Source organism: Pseudovibrio sp. Tun.PSC04-5.I4 (genome assembly GCF_900104145.1).
Classification (GTDB): Bacteria; Pseudomonadota; Alphaproteobacteria; order Rhizobiales; family Stappiaceae; genus Pseudovibrio.
Genome location: NZ_FNLB01000006.1, coordinates 1145856 through 1162546, shown reverse-complemented (window position 1 = coordinate 1162546; position 16691 = coordinate 1145856). Strand labels below are relative to the sequence as shown.

Below are 16691 nucleotides of genomic sequence, written 5' to 3'. Positions count from 1 at the left end.
ACTTTGAGACAGTGGCATTTGGACTTTAAGCTTGATTTTCTTTCTCTGGCTTTGGTGGATTGATCCAGACGGCCGTCGGGATTTGAGGTGGTTTTGGCGGTTTTAGTACGAAGCGCTCGGGTGTACTGATGAACGCAGCCTCGAGAGTTGCTTGGCGTGCGGCATAGACAGCCTCGGCCTGTCCAAAGTGGACCTGATCAGGGGTCATGAGTCCGATGCCTGCATGATGGTGTTGTTCGTTGTACCATGCAAAGAATCTGCGGCAAAAGTCGCGAGCTTGCTCGATGGTTTCAAACTTCCTGGGGAATTCGGGCTGATATTTCAGCGTCTTGAAGTGGGCCTCTGAGAACGGGTTGTCGTTTGAGGTATGGGGTCGGCTGTGGGATTTGAGCACACCAAGATCCACCAGCATCAGAGCCGTTGTCTTTGCCTTCATTGGCCCGCCACGATCGGCATGCAATGTCAACTGATCGCGTGGAACAGCATGCTTTCCCATCGCATCCATGAACAGTTCCTTGAACTGGCTGGCGCTTTCGGCCTGCTCAATGCGCCAGCCAACAACACGGCGGCTGAAGATGTCCAAGATGACATAGAGATAGAAGTAAGACCATTTCACCGGGCCCATCAGCTTGGTAATATCCCAAGACCAGACCTGATTGGGAGCTTCGGCTAGAAGTTCCGGCTTTTGATAGACAGGGTGCGTGCGCTGACGGCGACGCTCAATGACTTCGCCCTGAGCGGCCAGTATCCGATACATCGTGCGGATCGAACAGAGGTAGGTGCCTTCATCCAGCAAAGTGGCGAATACCTCGGTGGGGGTCTGGTCGGTAAACCTGGGCCCACACAGATGGTCCAGTACCCGAGCCCGTTCATTTTCCGGCAAGGCACGCGCTGAGGGGGGACGTGGCTTTACCGCGCGTGGCGGAGCAGCCAATGTAGCGCGATGGCGAAAAACGCTTGCCCGCGACAAAGAGAGCGCGGAGCAAACGGCTGAGGTCAGGCCGCTGCCTGAGGGCAGAGCAATCGCGACGGCCATCATGACTTGCCGCTGCGCTCTGGCGTCTGCTCCATCTCGTCCAACAATGTCGCCACTTTTTTTTGGATTGCAAGGATGGCTTCCGCCTGGTCCAGACGCCGCCGTAGTGCTGAAACTTCACGGTTAGCCTTGGACAGTTCGGCCTGTAATGGGTTGGCGGGTGCTTTTTGTGGGCCACGTTGACGCGGCTGCAATGATCCCAATGAGCCTGCAGCGCGCGCCCGACGCCAATCCGTTAGCGCAGAAGAATAAAGCCCTTCGCGCCGTAGAATGGCTGTAACACCACCTGTGTCTGCTGCTTGGTCCGTCTCGTCCAGAATGCGCAGTTTGTATTTGGCTGTGAAACTTCTCCGCTTAGGGATAGCGGTCAACTCGGCTGTAGGCTGCACTGGCGCTGTCACCATGCGGGTTGGCGGTGGCGGGGGCACAATATCATCAGGTCCAGTATCGGGTGAAAGCGGTGTCTGTGAAGGCATAACCATGGGTTCGTTCTCCTACGCCATCAAGTGTAAACTTTGGCCAGTGGAATGTCTCACACTTATTGGCACGGAGGGCCCAGTCGTCCAAGATCAGCAGTTGGGTTTTGGTCAGCGCTTTAAACACCCGTGGGAAACGCCCGTCCCCATGGGCCAGTTCGAGTTCATCAAAGAGGCGTGACATACGTTTATAGAGCACGGTAACGCCATCACGGCAGGCGGCTTGCGCCAAAGCGCAGGCCAGCCAGGTTTTGCCGACCCCGCAGGGGCCTGTAATCATCAGATTGCGTTTGTCTTTGATCCAGCGCCCAGTCAGTATCTGCTGGAACAGAGCTTTGTCGAGGCCACGCCGTGTTTTGTAATCAACGTCCTCAGGGGCAGCACCGACATGGCGCAATTTTGCTGCGCGCATGCGGCTCTCGAACCGCTTGGTCTCACGGCTGGCTGTCTCGCGATCAATGAGTAGTCCCAGCCATTCAGCATGGGTAAGCCCGGCAGTGCCGTCTTGAGATTGCATCTCGGTGAAGGCTTCTGCCATACCGTCGAGCCTAAGTGTTTTGAGCTGATCCAGCGTTGGGTGATCAAGCATATCTGGTCCTTTTCAATGGAAGTAATCCGCGCCACGGATATTGGGATGTGTGATTGCAGGCTCTTCCGTGGCACGGGTTCGAGGTTTGCGATCCAGACCATTTTTCAAAATGGAATGCAGCGATGTGTAGGAATGTGCGTTGATCTCAAGCGCGCGTTCGCAGGCGGCATCCAGACGACCCGAGCCGAAGGCTTTGGCTAGTTTGATCACGCCAAGGCAGCTGCGATATCCCTGCTCAGGGTGCTGCCGCTTGCGCATGATCACACCGACAAATACTTCGACATTTGCGCCGATCCGCGCGGCTTTTTGTCGGATACGCTCTGGTGTCCAGTCTTCACGGAACCGGTGGTGCGCGGGCATGTGATCACGGTGCGTGGAATGTTGGTGGTTGCCACAGGTTCTGGCGTGCGAAGCCACTCTTTGCCCTTTAAAATAGACCTCTACCGTACGTGCGGTGATCCGTGCCCATAGCTTTTGTTTTAGCAATTGATGGGGTACCGAGTAATAGTGACGGCCAATATCAACATGGTAATCAAAACCTGCGCGGCACTGCTTCCATTCGGCATATACGTATGGTTCAATCGGCAACGGCTTCAGCGCTGACCGATCCAGGCGTTCGAACAAATCACGGCGGCTGGCACCTAGATGACGACTGACCTTGCCGTTGAGCTGATCCAGAAGTGGGCGAATCGCAGCGTTCACCTCATCAAGGCCAAAGAACCGCTGATTGCGCAGCCGCGCCAAAATCCAGCGCTCAGCTATCAGAACTGCGCCTTCCACCTTCGCCTTATCTTTGGGTTTACGCGGACGGGCTGGAACAATCGCCGTATCGTAATGGTTGGCCATATCGCCATAGGTGCGGTTGATCGCCGGATCATAAAAACAGGCCTTGGTAACACCCGCCTTAAGATTGTCCGGTACCAGTTGTGCGGCCACGCCGCCGAAGAACTCAAACGCCCTGACATTACTGGATATCCAATCAGGCAGGCTCTGCGTCCAACTGGCTTCAACATAAGTGTAACTGGAGGCCCCCAAGGTGGCGACAAAGATTTGTGCCGTGCGCACCTTGCCGGACTTTGGGCAAACCACATCCACGGTCTGACCCGCATAATCGAGAAACAGACGCTCGCCCGCAGGATGACACTGGCGCATCACCGGCGACAGCTTACCTGACCAACGGGTGTAAAGTTCACAGTACCGGCTATAGCCAAAGCCGTCAGGATGAACCGCCCGGTACTCTTCCCAAAGCAACAACAGCGTCACACCCTTGCGCCGCAACTCGGCATGAACATACACCCAGTCAGGGTGAGGAACGGCGAGGCGCACTTCGCTGGGAGAATGAGAGAACAAACGGCGCTCAAGTTCCACATCAGACAGATCGGCAGGCAGCGGCCAACGCAGACCTTCCTGATCAGCGCGCCGGAAATACTCCGATATCGTTGCACGTCCAAGTGACAGACTCCGCGCCACCTGACGTCCTGAAAATCCATCCCCTCGAAGCCGCAAAGCTTCCCGTATCTTCCGCATTGGCAATCTCTTCATAAAGGCTCTTTCCAGCTCAAAAAGAACGGAACAGTAGCCTGCTACAGATCGCCTCGCAGCTAGATAAACAGTTGCAAATTAGGGGGTGGCCGGATGTTCCGGAATCGGTGGCCGGATGCTATCGGAATCGGTGGCCGGATGGCCCCGGAATACGCACGGAGCCGCGCTGAAGGACTGGAAATCCAGAATCTGATTGAGCATGCTGCCCCAAGACACCATCGGTTGTTGAATGCCAACACCAAGAAAGGACAGGAAACTTTCCAGCAGGATAACCTCCGGCAGCTGGTAAGTGGTCCAGACAATGATATGCGAGGATGTATTGGGAACGATGTGAGCACTAATAATTCTGGAACTCGACGCGCCTACAGCTTCTGCAGCCCGGACATATTCCAGATTGCGCATTGAGAAAACTTTCCCGCGCAGCTCTCGGCACAGATCCGCCCATCTCAGCAGCACCAGAATACAAGCAAACATAATGAATATGCTCATAGGTTCTGCTCTGCGCGGAAGCAAAGCAACAAGGGCCAAGTATAGAGGGAGATCCGGGAACGCCTTGATGAACTCCACCAATCGTTGGATGACAAGGTCATAAAGGCCACCAAAATAACCGGAACTCACACCAAGAATAACCCCGATCACACAAGCTGCCCCAACAACCATCAAGGCCATCAATAATGTGATGCGTGTTCCATAAATCATGCGCGAGAATACGTCTCGGCCAAGGTTGTCTGTGCCTAATATATGGAATTTAGTAGCGGTTTGCGTTCCAAACAGGCGCGTTGTGAATGTCAATCCCAAAAACTGCCAGGGCTCGCCTCTAACAAACATAGAAAGCGGCGTGGCCTTTGTTGGGTCTGGTATAAAGCTTATTTCAAATGTTTGCGGGTTCATTTCCTCTTTAAAACCGGAGACATAAGGCATGGTCAAAGCCCCATCCTCCGCAAAAAAATAAATTCCCTGTGGCGGTGAGTAAAGAGCTGTTCTATCCGCTGTTTGAGGTCCATATGGCGCGATGAACCCTGCAAAAATTGCGGTCGTGAAGATAAGAAGACAGGCAACAAGACCTATCATTCCATAACGATTGCGCAGAAATCGGCGGCTCACCAATCCCCAATAAGAGATGGACGGGCGGTTGCTGGCAAGGACTTCGGCGTCAACACTACCATGAGAGATGGCGTCACTATCAATCTGAGCCATTATCAGTTTCCTTCCATCGCAGCTTGACGAACACGAGGATCTACAACCGCCAGAAGCAGGTCGGCGACGAGGTTTCCGATCACCATGATCATGGCAACGAGCATGAAGATTGCAGCGACAACGTACATATCGCGCTCAGCAACAGAAGACAGGATCAGAGGGCCAATTGTTGGGACACCTAATACAATTGCGATCTCGATCTCACCCTTGATCATGTATTCAAAACGGCTACCGAGATTCATGATGACTGGGTGCAACGCATTGGGAATTGCATGCACCAAGATAATACGGCGGCGGGACAGACCTTTAGCCCTTGCAGTTTCAATATATTGAGCTTTCATCACGTCCAACAGATTGCCGCGCATCATTCGCAGTGTGTAGGCCTGCCCTGCCCAGATGGAGATGAGCAAAATTGGCCATACATGCTTTAGAAAATCCCAAAGCTTGGCAAGGTTCCAGTGGTCTTGAAGAATAAACGCAGGTGATTGCAGGGCACCTATATAGGGAGAATGCCAAACGTACGCCAAGTAGTAGAGAATAACGAGGGAGATCACGAATTTAGGAATTACAATACCGATAAACGCGACCACAGTGGAGAGCGTGTCACCAAGCTTGTACTGGTTCATTGCCGCGTAAACACCGAGGGACCCACCAATAACCTGAGCAAGCACCAATGCAGTAAAAGCGAGCGCAAGCGTCCTGGGTAAACGCAGGGCAATAACTTCTGTTACGGGCTTGGTGAAGAAGAAAGACTGACCAAAATCACCGGCTGTTACAATGCCTGAGATCCAACGCCAATACTGGACAACAACGGGCTGGTCCAACCCAAGCTGACTGCGCAATATAACGGCTTGCGGTTCCAGCTCCATTCGGGACAGACCTGTTTGCGCCGTTGTTTTGGACATCCAGATGTCCACGTAGTCGCCCGGTACAGCTTGAATAATAGCAAAGGAAACTATGGAGATTCCGATGAGCAGCAAGAGCGTGGCTGCGGCACGTTGCGCCATAAAGCGTAACAAGCCCATTTAATAGCCCTCCCGACTATGAGCAATTTTCATTCTTGTTATTTTGAAGGCGGGCCACGTATGGCCCGCCTGTTTCGCTTTAGTATTTAGCGATCGTATTTGGGAGGAGTTCTTTCAATTGTTGGTCTTTTGGAGTCCATAAACGCTCACGAACCACCCCGTCTTCTGCCCATTCAAACATATTGACGGGCGTCCCTGGGTGAGCGTTTTTGACACGCTTGTTGACCAGCAGCGCTGCAGGAGACTGTACAGTTCCGATTGTGTAAACGTTTTCGGTCCACAGGTTCTGGATTTTCTTTGCCGCTTCTGCAGAAGTTACAGGATCCCAGCTTGCCAGGATTTGCTTGTAGGCATCAACAATTTCAACTTCAAAGTCCATTAACTCACGCGTTCCATCTGCACCAGAAAGATGGAAATCTGGACAGCTATTTGCAATAGGAAGTTGTCTGCAAGTTTCACGCGTTGGAATATTCCATTCGCGGCGACGGATCAACATATTGAAATCGCCGTTTTTTGATGCAGATGTAACGTCATCCACACCACGTACGAGCACGCGAATACCTGCTTCTGCCAACATCAGAATGATGGCATCCACCTGCTTCTTATCTGTGACCTGCGCGCGTTCGACCATGAGGTCGATTTCAAGATCACTTCCAGTTCCTGGAAGGTTGCGGACACCATTGCCATCCGTATCTTTCAGGCCAAGCTCATCCAGCATAGCGTTGGTTTTTGCGAGGTCATACGGGTAGTACACAGTACTGTCGTAATCATAGAAAGGTGAGCCGCTAGAAAAGCCGCCTGTGTACGGGTACATAAATGGACCACGTGCAACAGACTGCCCAATGGACTGACGATCCAACGCATGACTCATTGCAACACGGAAGTCTTTATTGCGGAAGAACGTGCGCAGCTCAGCATCTACTTCGTCGTGAACTCCGTTTGTTTCGGAGAAATTCAACTCCACGCGCCAAGAAAGTACACGAGTTCCAAAATTTGCTTTTACCGGAGCATCTTTTGAAAGTGTTTGTTTGAGTGCTTCAACGAAGTTGCCCGGGTTTTCCATATTGGAAAAATCACCCGTGCCAGCAACTGCCTGCGTGGTGCGGTCAGACCAAGTGGTCAGTTTGAAGTGCATTTCGTTGATGTATGGCAGCTGATTACCAACTTCGTCGGTCTTCCAGTAATATGGATTGCGACGCATAATAACCAGTTCATCTGCCTTATGGCGAACAGGAACCCATGCGCCCATGACAACCGGTGGCACCGCATCTGCAGGCTGCGCGTTACGGTAATCCTCGTAACTCGCCTCAGTATTGTATTTCGGGTGTTTATCTTTCAACACATGTGCTGGGCCAGGGCACCCCTGAATATATGCAAGTGACTTAAGTACACCTAATCCCTGAGGCTCACTGAAGATAAACTTAAAGCTATAGTCGCTCAGCACTTCAAGGGTTGTTCCCTCACCAAGTCCACCTTTTGGCATACGGGAAGCAACGTTTGCATCCTGAACGTTATCTTCCCACCAGAAACGAATGTCTTCGGTATCAAAAATATTGCCGTCAGACCATTTCGCGCCTTCAATCAGGTGCATAGTCAGCTCGGTTTTGTCTTCATTCCATTCCCAGCTTCTTGCAAGGTTAGGAAGTGGACCGGATTGCTCTTCAGCTTTCACCTGCCACAGTGGGCCATTGCGAACAAGACACTCCTGCACGGCCATATTGATGCCGCCCCAGCCCTGCGTCTGGCCAGCGAGCCAGTTCCAACCTTCTGGACGACCGCCAATTACGTGTCTGAAGATACCGCCATAGACACCGATACCATCGGACATTGCCTTTGTGCTCATCACAAGTGGTTCGTTCGGCAGCCGTTCTGCAACAGGAGGCAAAAGACCTTCCTTCACCATGTCAGACAGAAATGGTGCTTCGTTGTAGGTCTGCAGTTTTTTGTAGCTCCACAGATCACTTCTTGACAACAATTCAGTTTTCACTGCGCCTTTGGTGTTCCATGTTAGCATAGACTGCTCAACTGGCATTTTATCTGCCATAGCAGATCCAGCTGATACTGCGACTGCGCTTACTCCTGCAAGCATGCAAATTTTTGAAAAAATGTTTTTGGAATACATATCGTCCTCCCCGTTGGTTTCTCCCGATGCCATCATTGCTGCCTAAGCAGGTTCATTTCTTCCGGATATCTACTCATAAATTCCGATAATCTTCGCAGCGACTTCTAATTTCAAATTTTCTCTATACTATATTCCATTGAGGCTTGATTGGACTATGGGAGAATGAGACGCGCCTTGCGATTGGCCATCTTGAATAATTACGCTTGGGGAGGAAGTATATTTGAGTTCAAACGAAGATTTATATCGCCAATATCTTGATCAAAGTGTCATTCCGTCCACGGATAATTTCCTTATCAGGCGGCATAAACCTAAGGTATTCTCGAGAATACCTTATCATCACCATGCTTCAATTGAAGTGAATTTCTTAATTGACTGCGAAATGGATTATTCTTTTTCTGGAAGTCATGTCACGGTAAACTCCGGACATATGGTATGTTTCTGGGGCGCCGCCCCTCATGGGGTTGTGGATGTTCGTGGCAATGGCGATATGGTGAATGTTTACATATCCTTTGCCCAGATACTGCAATGGGGGTTGCCGACTCATATTACCGACGCCCTAATTTCTGGTGATGTGATCTGTAATCTAAACGCATGTCAAATTGATGCTATTCGGTTTGGACAATGGGCACACGAATACAATAAAGACGATGTAAACTGGCGAAAACTGGTACTTAGCGAGATATCGGCTCGTTTCACGCGTCTTGCACTTGAGGGTTGGGATACACTGCACCATGACTATCGGCAGGCAAAGACTGTTGTTGGCCGTGGGAAATCTATGCTGCATGTAGAGGAAATGCTTCGGTTTATTTCCGAAAACCACACATCAGATATCTCAGTGACAGGTGTTGCCGAATATGTCGGCTTATCGCCAAGCCATGCAATGACATTGTTCAAGCGGATTGTCGGGCTCCCGATCAAGGAACACCTGACGCGTGTCAGACTTTCTCATGCCCGCATGTTGTTGGCGGAATCTGAAATGAAAATCCTTTCCATTGCGATGGACGCAGGATTTAGGTCGCTTTCGAGCTTCTATGAAGCTTTCCAGAACCATTTCCACACATCACCTGCAGCTTTTCGTAAGCAGACACGATTTGTGGGTAAGATTTAGCGGATCAGAGGCTCTGATCCGCCCTTTTGTCGCTTACCCAGTAACAACAACACCACCATCAACAACCATAGCCTGACTGGTCATCATCCGGCTTGCTTTGGATGCCAAAAACAGTGTCGCATCAATAATGTCGTCCGGATCAAGATGTGCTTTCAAACATTGGCGCACCAAGTGTGCCGCTAGACCTTCCGGCGTCGCCCAAAGATCTTTCTGACGTTGTGTCAGAACCCAACCCGGCATCAATGCATTTACGCGAATGTTGTCCGGGCCAAGCTCGCGCGCAAGAGCGCGAGTCAAACCGGTGATCGCTGCTTTAGATGCCACATAAGCCGGGTAACCTGCATTGCCCATCATGTAGGAAATGGAGGAGAAGTTGATGATGGACCCACCACCTGCAACTTTCATTGCCGGTGCGACAGCTTGAGCTGTAAAGAAATGCGGGCGCAAGTTTACATTCATGGATGCGTCCCACTGATCTGGCGTGAACCCTTGCAAGTCATGACGCGTGTCATTAGCTGCATTGTTCACTAGAACAGTCACGGTACCATGTGCCTTTCCTGCATCCGCAACAGCTTGTTGCAGCGCGTCAATATTCGTTACATCACATTGGATAAACAACGGCGCAACACCGTGCTTTGCCGTCATTTCTTCAACGAAACCAGAGGCATCAGAACGTTGAACGAAAGCGACCCTGGCCCCTTGAGCCATAAAGCCGTCAGTCAAGCTTGCCCCGATACCAGCGCCGCCGCCGGTAATGAAGACACTTGCATCTTTCAGATCGTGAAAGGTGACATGATCAGACATATATTTCCCCTGCAGCGCCGCGCACTCGCATATTAACTTGATATATCAGGAATACACTGAGCGGTTGCCTTAGGCAAGGCAGCCGCTCAGGACTATATTTTATATTAAAACCAGTTAGTTAGCTTAGGATACTGGCTCTAGCACCTTCTTTTGAGTCCAAGCTGGCAACCAATCTTTATGTGCTTCTAACAGCTCGTCAACCATCGCCCAGATTTGCTCTAAATCAAGTTCTGCTGCGGTGTGCGGATCGAGCATTGCTGCATGGTAGATATGGTCGCGGTTCTCAGTCAGAAGAGCCTCAACCGTCAACTCCTGAACACCAATGTTTGTGCGCATGAGCGCTGCAAGGTGCGGAGGAAGCTTACCAATATGGGTCGGCTGAATGCCGTTGCGATCGACCAGACATGGCACTTCAACAGCACAATTTTGCGGAAGAGAAGTGATGTAACCTTTGTTCTGCACGTTTCCGTAGATCACAGCAGGTTCACCAGTCCATACAGAGTTCATGATGGTAGATGCATATTCCTGGCTCTTTTCAACCTCGATAGTATCTGCCGTCTTGTACTCTTCTACTTGAGACTTCCAACGGTCAATTTGTTCTACGCAACGGACTGGGTATTCATCCAAAGGAATGGAAAATTTCTCAATAATATCAGGCCGATCACGCTTGATGAACCATGGAACATATTCCGCAAAATGTTCCGAACTTTCGGTCACAAAATGACCAAGACGGGTGAGCATTTCATAACGTACAACGTTCTGACACCGAGGATTCCACGTAGACGGCTTCGGGTATACCCCATCCTTATAGCCCTTCATGAGCTTTGGATAGAGATCCGCATAGGTTCCATCTTCCTTGATCTCCTCAAGGTACAAATAGAATGCCATGTGGTTGATACCTGCACTGCGGAAACGGATTTTGGCCGGATCCATATCCAAGTCATGAGCCAGTTCTTTCACTGTACCCTGAACGGAATGGCAAAGACCTACCTGTTTGATTTGCGGGTACTTTTCCGCAATCGCCCATGTATTGATCGCCATAGGATTAACATACTGCAACATCACAGCATCTGGGCACACCTTCAAGATGTCCTCACAAATGCTCCAGAGATGGGGAACAGTACGCAGGCCGCGCATGATGCCACCGATGCCGAGGGTATCGGCAATCGTCTGGCGGAGGCCGTACTTTTTAGGAATATCAAAATCGGTTACAGTGCAGGGCTCGTAGCCGCCGACTTGGAATGCAGTGACGACAAAGTCAGCAGAATCAAGAGCTTCTTTCTGATTTGTGTGCGTTGAAATTGTAGCCGATACGCCAAGAGTCGCGACCAATTTTTTCGCAACAATTTCAGATTCGCCAAGACGTTCATCATTGATATCCATAAGCGCTACATGCGCACCGGACAAAGCAGGCCGCTGAAGAACATCGCCAATGATGTTTTTCATGAAGGTTGTTGAACCAGCGCCAATAAACGTAATTTTTGGGTTTCGGGCCATGCTTTTCTCCCATTTGCCTTGCAGAACCCGCCGGTTCTTTAAGATTGCATAGTTCGTTTGAGACCCTTCAGAGACACATTTGGCTCAAGTCAAAGGTCAGGTTTCCATTGAAAGCAACCTAAGGGCCAACAAAGTGTATTTCTTCCCGTTTTCTACTCTAAATTTCCGGTAACCTTGGCAAAATATAGGAGATTGTCGCGAGTTGGCGTGTAATCTCCTTACATATTTCACCTCATAAGGTATTTTCTGCAGGACTCATTGCAAGATTAGAAGACAAAGCACCCTGCTCTTCCAATACACGCGCAGCCTCCAAAACAAGATCTTCTCCATATCTTGGACCAATCAGTTGAACCCCGACTGGAATCCCTTCTAAAACGCCCTTAGTCGGGACATTCATGGATGGCAAGTCTAGAAAATTCATTGTGCCGAGATAAGTCATTGTCTGCATGAGGTTTTTCAAGTGCTCTACCGACTTGATGTCCGCGCCCGCCTCAAATGCGTGGTTTGTGCAAATTGGTGAAAGGATTAGGGGAAATTTGCGTTGAAATTGGTCAATCAGGCGGTGGTAGTGAGATCTGGACGCTAAGCTCTTTGCATACTCACCGTGACTGAGTGGGGGAACAATCTGGGCATAATATTCATAGGCGGCTTTAAGCTGCTCTGAGCCAAACTTGTCTACGATGAGTTCCTTTTGCAGAAACACCTCAGTAATGAGGATAGCCATATAGCGATCGAAGGCCTCTTTGATAAAATCGAGCGAGACTGTTTCTACAATATATCCCTGACGCGCGAGAACCTGGCCCATGGTTTCGATAGCCTTGTTGATTTGTGGATGGGCTTCTGGGGGAGTTATGAGTGCGACACGCACTGGAGAATTTGCATGTCTCTCAAAATTCGGCAGGGACCAACTATCCAGATCTGAGGAACCAGCCATAATTTCATAGGCCAGTTTCAGATCCCCAACGGACCGTGCCAGCGGCCCTTGCGAAGAAGACAACTGAATGGTCATTGGGCGTTCGCTTACCGCCGTGGAATTGTAAAACGGGATGCGTCCATGGGAGGGGCGCAAGCCCAAGACGCCGCAACAATATGCAGGGAAGCGGATGGACCCAGCCAAATCCGAACCATGGGCTATATATCCAACACCTGCTGCCAGGGAACTGCCAGCCCCTCCGCTGGATCCGCCGGGCGTCAGTTTGGAATTCCACGGGTTGAGCGTTTGGCCAAACAAAACATTATCTGTGTGAAAGCGCCAGGACATTTCCGGCGTATTGGTCCGCCCAATTGGGATGGCTCCGGCATTTTTTAACCGTTGCACCAAGGGGGCATCCTCAGAAGCAATCACATTTGCGAAGGCTTTAACTCCGTTGTTGGTGGAGCATCCTTTTTGATCAATATTCTCTTTGATCGTAACCGGAATTCCATGGAGAGGGCCAATCGTATCACCGCGCTTTAATGCTTGATCAGCGTCATCGGCTGCTTGCCGCGCAACATCATCATATCTGGTTGTTACCGCGTTCAAATACGCTGTCTTATCGATTTGTACGAGATGTGTCTCAAGCACATCGGAGCATGTTGTTTCGCCATTTCGGATCATTTTGGAAACATCAATGGCGGACATACTGAGAATTTTATGTGTCATTTTCAAATGCTCCTTAAGTGACGAAATACAGCGAGATTGTAGGGATAAACGTGACCAGAATTAGCACAACTAACATGAGTGCAACGAAGGGCAGAACAGACCGTGTCACGTTCAGGAAGCTCTCTTTGAAGGCTTGAGAGGCGACGACAAGGTTGATGCCAACAGGAGGTGTCAGCAGGCCGATTTCCAGATTGATAATCATGATAATGCCAAGATGCACAGGATCAATCTGATAGGCCAACGCAACAGGCAACAGGATTGGCGCCATGATTAAAATAGCCGAGATGATTTCCATCAGAAATCCGATGACCAACAACAACATATTCAGGCCAATCAGGAAAACCCATTTTTGCTCTACATGAGCGGACATCCACTCCGCCAGTTGCGTAGGTACCTGCTCTGTTGTGAGCAACATGTTCAAACTGGAAGCAATGGCAATAATAGGAAGCAGGCCACCCAATAACTGAGTTGTATGCAACACGGATTTCCAAAGCTCTGTGAGTGTTAGCTCACGATAGACGAATAGCTCAATTAGCACGGCATAGGTTAAAGCAATTGCTGCGCTCTCAGTTGCGGTAAAATACCCCGAATAGATGCCGCCCAACAATATGACAGGCATCAGAATTGACCAAATTCCATTTTTGATCGCAGCGCCTGCTTTGGTGTAACTGAAACCTTTGCGCGGTATGTTTCTATTCACCCAAGCTGAATACCCTGCAAGTATTGCAGTTAGCATAATTCCCGGAATGATCCCGGCCAAGAACATATCAGTAATCGAGGTCTCAGTAATGATCCCGTAAATGATCATCGGAATACTGGGCGGAATGACCACTCCCAACGTCCCTGCGCTGGTCAATGCACCAAGGGAATAGCTCTTGGAATAGCCCTGCTCTCGCAGTGCCGGATAAAGCACAGATCCAACCGCCAGCAATGTGACCATTGACGAACCTGAAATTGCGGCAAAAAATGCACAGGACATGATTGTCGCGACACCAAGCCCCCCTGCAATTGAGCCTGTAAGCTCCTTGAGCACGGCAACCAGTCGCTCTGCAATTGCCCCACGGCTCATGATTGACCCACAAAGCAGGAAAACAGGGATAGACAGCAGTGCTTCGCGATCCATTGCTGACCAGAAATCCTCGGCCATGTAGATCAGCTCGCCATCGCTGTAGAGCAACTGAACAGCGCCGCCAAATAGCAAGAGAATGACAATAAGGTTCTGGCGCAAAACCAGCAGTACAATCACCATAAACGTCAGGAAAACAGCCGTCGTCATTCCATCATTTCCTCTTCAGGTTTTAAAGAGGGCATGATCGCAAAAGCGAAATGTCTCAATGCGTTGGAAAAAAAGGCATAGGGCATAATAAGCTGGAACCACCATAACGGCCAATCAACGACAGGCACCAGAAACTCGACTTCGTAGGAGGATTGAACCAGCAGGGCAGAGATGTATCCAGCGACGCAAAAAACACAGCCGCTAATGACATCCCCGAGTCTTTTCAGGGTGCTTTGCCAGTTTTCTGGCATCCAACCGTCTGTAAATTTTGGCCTGATGTGATTGCCGGACGCAGTTGCTAACCCCAAACCAACCATGCCAGCAAAAATAGCCCCAAATAACGCAATTTTGTTGGTGTAAAGGAATGATATTCCGAAAAACTCACGCGCGATAATACCCGCCATCATCGCACCTAAAACAACGACATAGGCCAGAGAAGCAAACACTGCTTCCAGCCGAAATAATACATTTAGAAACAATCTCATAGAACGCCATCAAGAGCCGCGTAGACCGAACGCGGCTCCCCCTTTTAATATTGATATTTTATTGGGAGCAGGCTTTTTTTGCCGCTAGAATCTTCGGCCATACGTCTTTTGCTGAACCACCAATTGAGGAGACCAACTCCTTGCGGTATGGAACAACAGCGGCCTTCCATGCAGCGCGTTGTTCTGCACTTAGCTCATGTACAGGTCCACCAGATTCCTTGTAGCGCACAATCATGCTGTCAGCCATCTGGCGCACATCAGTACGCAGCCCTTGCACTGGTACCAAAGCCTCCGAAATATTTTGCTGCTCTGTTTTGCTCAGTTTTTTCCAGGTCCGCATACTCATAACCACTGCACCAGCCTGGTAAAGATGAGCAGATAGTGTGAGATTAGGTGCAAGCTTGTTCATGCCAATCGCAATATAAGTCATAGCAGGCAGAGCACCGCCATCTACCATCCCCGTTTGCAGGGCAGATGGAGTTTCAGCCAATGGCAATACGATTCCGTTTGCGCCGATCCCTTTCCAGAAATTGACGGAATATTTGGCTGGTGCAGCACGTACCTTTAAAGCTTTCATATCACCGAGCGTAAGCAGTGGGTTTTTGCCGAACGCATGGACCCACCCAAGCTCGCTCCACTGCAGGAATTTGAGGCCTTTTTTTGCGAAAAGAGGTTCAAAAACAGGCGTTAAATACTGATCCATAGCACAGTCGACCTGCTCGTAAGAATCCCAAAGAAAAGGCACCCCCATGAGAGCCATTTCAGGAACAACTGTCGTAAATGCAGTCATAGATGTACCAATAATATCTATGCGACCGCGAACTGTTTTCTGGACCATGACGGGCTCAGTTCCCAACTGGCCTGCATGAAATTGTTTAACTGTTATTGCAGCATTCGAATTTGTAATGATTTTCTCTGCAATTGCATCCATATGGTCAACCCATGGCGTTCCCAATGGGGCACTTGTCGCAAATGTGAGCTCTTTTGCAGCCTCTGACATCCCCGTAGATGCGATCAGAGATAATACAGAACTCAATAGTAAACCGCGAAATTTCATTGTTCCCCCTCCTAAGTCAAATCACCAGTGCATTTTTGTATTATCTTTAGTTTAAAACTGCATGATGATATAACTTGACAACACTACCCCCATTATCAAAAGTAGAATTACCTGTCTAGTTTGAGTTGTAAAATGAAATCTTATAAGCCGAAACAAAAACGTGGCTACGAAGCTGAACAAAACTTTCTGGATGCAGCAAAAACAATTTTTGCTAAAGAAGGTGTTGAACGGGCGCGAGTTTCAGACATCGTTCAACTTGCAGGTTCCTCTACGGGAAATTTCTATTTTCGCTTCAAGAACAAAGAAATGCTTTTTGAGCGCATGTTCGAAATCTATGAGGACCATGCTCGCTCACTTATTCTTAAACTTAAGGACGTTGACGGTTCACTTGAGAGCGTTCTCTATTTTCTAGCCGCGCTGAACCATAAATTGCTGCAGGAAAATGTGGGGGTTTATAAAGCCGCTCACGAAATTTCCACAAAACAGCCTGACATCTGGAAACGGTTTCAGCAACTTTCAATTGAAACTATGGATCGCATCTTGGAGCTCAGCGAGCCTTATAAGGATCAAATCCCTTTTGAAGACTGGCAACTTTATGTACGCCGCGCCGTCCAGTTGATTACCGGTTACGTCGCAAACCAAGCCATCCGTGATACTGGCCCGGCACATTTTGGTAGTCAGGATTTGGTCGACTTGCTCTTCATGGGGGCGATGGGTGTGATGGGATTAAAGCCACCGCAAGACTTTGAAGAACTTCAATTAAAGATCAATACTATGCTGAATGATGGCTCATATGATTAGAGCGTTTTGCGCGAATATGGACTAACATACAAGT

The 16691-nt window shown here is 49.6% G+C and carries 13 protein-coding genes and 1 pseudogene; 2 read left to right on the top strand and 12 right to left on the bottom strand.

The features are described from left to right. Positions 1–25 precede the first annotated feature (25 nt). From BLS62_RS10380 to BLS62_RS10350, 6 genes and pseudogenes are all read right to left on the bottom strand, one after another. Positions 26–1410, bottom strand: a pseudogene (locus BLS62_RS10380) (IS3 family transposase); the annotation flags it as partial. A 61-nt stretch (positions 1411–1471) separates the two neighbouring features. Then, on the bottom strand, positions 1472–2101 hold the full coding sequence (locus BLS62_RS10370; protein ID WP_208990803.1) for an ATP-binding protein: 630 nt from the start codon (positions 2099–2101) through the stop codon (positions 1472–1474). 12 nt (positions 2102–2113) lie between these two features. Continuing rightward, a complete protein-coding gene (gene istA / locus BLS62_RS10365) occupies positions 2114–3643 on the bottom strand; it encodes an IS21 family transposase (RefSeq protein WP_093180255.1) in 1530 nt (509 codons plus the stop codon). 78 nt (positions 3644–3721) lie between these two features. Then, entirely contained in the window at positions 3722–4840 is a 1119-nt protein-coding gene (locus tag BLS62_RS10360; protein ID WP_093180254.1) for an ABC transporter permease, read from the bottom strand. 2 nt (positions 4841–4842) lie between these two features. Next, the gene (locus tag BLS62_RS10355; protein ID WP_093180252.1) at positions 4843–5865 is read right to left on the bottom strand and encodes an ABC transporter permease; all 1023 of its coding nucleotides are present in this window, start codon (positions 5863–5865) and stop codon (positions 4843–4845) included. A 79-nt stretch (positions 5866–5944) separates the two neighbouring features. Further along, entirely contained in the window at positions 5945–7987 is a 2043-nt protein-coding gene (locus BLS62_RS10350) for an ABC transporter substrate-binding protein (protein WP_093188753.1), read from the bottom strand. 220 nt (positions 7988–8207) lie between these two features. Here BLS62_RS10350 and BLS62_RS10345 point away from each other — a divergent pair, with 220 nt between their 5' ends. After that, entirely contained in the window at positions 8208–9095 is an 888-nt protein-coding gene (locus tag BLS62_RS10345) for a helix-turn-helix domain-containing protein (RefSeq protein WP_208990802.1), read from the top strand. 33 nt (positions 9096–9128) lie between these two features. Here BLS62_RS10345 and BLS62_RS10340 read toward each other — a convergent pair whose 3' ends face one another. The 6 genes from BLS62_RS10340 to dctP form a co-directional block, all read right to left on the bottom strand. Further along, positions 9129–9899, bottom strand: coding sequence for an SDR family NAD(P)-dependent oxidoreductase (locus BLS62_RS10340; RefSeq protein ID WP_093180250.1), 771 nt, complete (start codon positions 9897–9899; stop codon positions 9129–9131). Positions 9900–10022: 123 nt separating this feature from the next. Then, a complete protein-coding gene (locus BLS62_RS10335) occupies positions 10023–11396 on the bottom strand; it encodes an alpha-glucosidase/alpha-galactosidase (RefSeq protein WP_093180248.1) in 1374 nt (457 codons plus the stop codon). Between the two features lie 232 nt (positions 11397–11628). Beyond that, entirely contained in the window at positions 11629–13038 is a 1410-nt protein-coding gene (locus BLS62_RS10330) for an amidase (protein ID WP_093180245.1), read from the bottom strand. A gap of 13 nt (positions 13039–13051) precedes the next feature. Continuing rightward, positions 13052–14314, bottom strand: coding sequence for a TRAP transporter large permease (locus BLS62_RS10325; RefSeq protein WP_093180242.1), 1263 nt, complete (start codon positions 14312–14314; stop codon positions 13052–13054). Then, complete coding sequence (locus BLS62_RS10320) at positions 14311–14799, bottom strand: TRAP transporter small permease (RefSeq protein ID WP_093180240.1); 489 nt, start codon at positions 14797–14799, stop codon at positions 14311–14313. Before BLS62_RS10320 ends, BLS62_RS10325 begins: the two co-directional genes overlap by 4 nt. 58 nt (positions 14800–14857) lie before the next feature. Continuing rightward, a complete protein-coding gene (gene dctP, locus BLS62_RS10315; RefSeq protein ID WP_093180237.1) occupies positions 14858–15856 on the bottom strand; it encodes a TRAP transporter substrate-binding protein DctP in 999 nt (332 codons plus the stop codon). A 132-nt stretch (positions 15857–15988) separates the two neighbouring features. Between dctP and BLS62_RS10310 the strand changes: the two genes are divergently transcribed. Next, positions 15989–16657: a TetR/AcrR family transcriptional regulator gene (locus BLS62_RS10310; protein ID WP_093180234.1), complete on the top strand. Its 669-nt coding sequence runs from the start codon at positions 15989–15991 to the stop codon at positions 16655–16657. Positions 16658–16691 lie beyond the last annotated feature (34 nt).